The sequence below is a fragment of the Streptococcus oralis genome (genome assembly GCF_964238205.1).
Taxonomy (GTDB): Bacteria; Bacillota; Bacilli; order Lactobacillales; family Streptococcaceae; genus Streptococcus; species Streptococcus oralis_CZ.
This window is the reverse complement of sequence record NZ_CAXSLF010000012.1, coordinates 1-1,051: the sequence shown is the minus strand read 5'-3', so window position 1 is coordinate 1,051 and position 1,051 is coordinate 1. Positions and strand designations below refer to the sequence as shown.

General features: G+C 47.2%; 1 pseudogene. It reads left to right on the top strand.

The features are described 5' to 3' along the window. Positions 1-1,051: pseudogene (locus tag ACESOD_RS09770) on the top strand (adhesive domain-containing protein); the annotation flags it as partial.

Below are 1,051 nucleotides of genomic sequence, written 5' to 3'. Positions count from 1 at the left end.
GATGCACTTGTTGATGCTGATTCAGAAGCTGATGTGCTTGCTGATTCAGAAGCTGATGTTGACGCTGACTCAGATGCTGATGTGCTTGCTGATTCTGACGCACTTGTTGATGCAGACTCAGATGCGCTTGTTGATGCTGATTCAGAAGCTGATGTACTTGCTGATTCAGAAGCTGATGTTGATGCAGACTCAGAAGCTGATGTGTTTGCTGATTCTGACGCACTTGTTGATGCAGACTCAGATGCTGATGTGCTTGCTGACTCAGATGCGCTTGTTGACGCTGATTCTGAAGCTGATGTGCTTGCAGACTCAGATGCACTTGTTGATGCTGATTCAGAAGCTGATGTACTTGCTGATTCTGAAGCTGATGTGCTTGCTGATTCTGATGCGCTTGTGCTTGCTGATTCTGACGCACTTGTTGATGCAGACTCAGATGCTGATGTGCTTGCTGACTCAGATGCGCTTGTGCTTGCTGACTCAGATGCACTTGTTGATGCTGATTCTGAAGCTGATGTACTTGCTGATTCTGAAGCTGATGTTGATGCAGACTCAGAAGCTGATGTGCTTGCTGATTCTGATGCTGATGTGCTTGCTGATTCTGATGCGCTTGTGCTTGCTGATTCTGATGCTGATGTGCTTGCTGATTCTGAAGCTGATGTTGACGCTGATTCAGACGCTGATGTGCTTGCTGATTCTGATGCTGATGTTGACGCTGACTCAGATGCGCTTGTGCTTGCTGATTCTGATGCTGACGTTGATGCAGACTCAGAAGGTGATGTGCTTGTTGATTCTGATGCGCTTGTGCTTGCTGATTCTGAAGCTGATGTGCTTGCTGACTCAGATGCGCTTGTTGACGCTGATTCAGATGCTGACGTGCTTGCAGACTCAGAAGCTGATGTGCTTGCTGATTCAGAAGCTGATGTTGACGCTGACTCAGAAGGTGATGTGCTTGTTGATTCTGACGCACTTGTTGATGCTGATTCAGAAGCTGATGTTGACGCTGACTCAGATGCACTTGTTGATGCTGATTCAGATGCTGATGTGCTTGCTG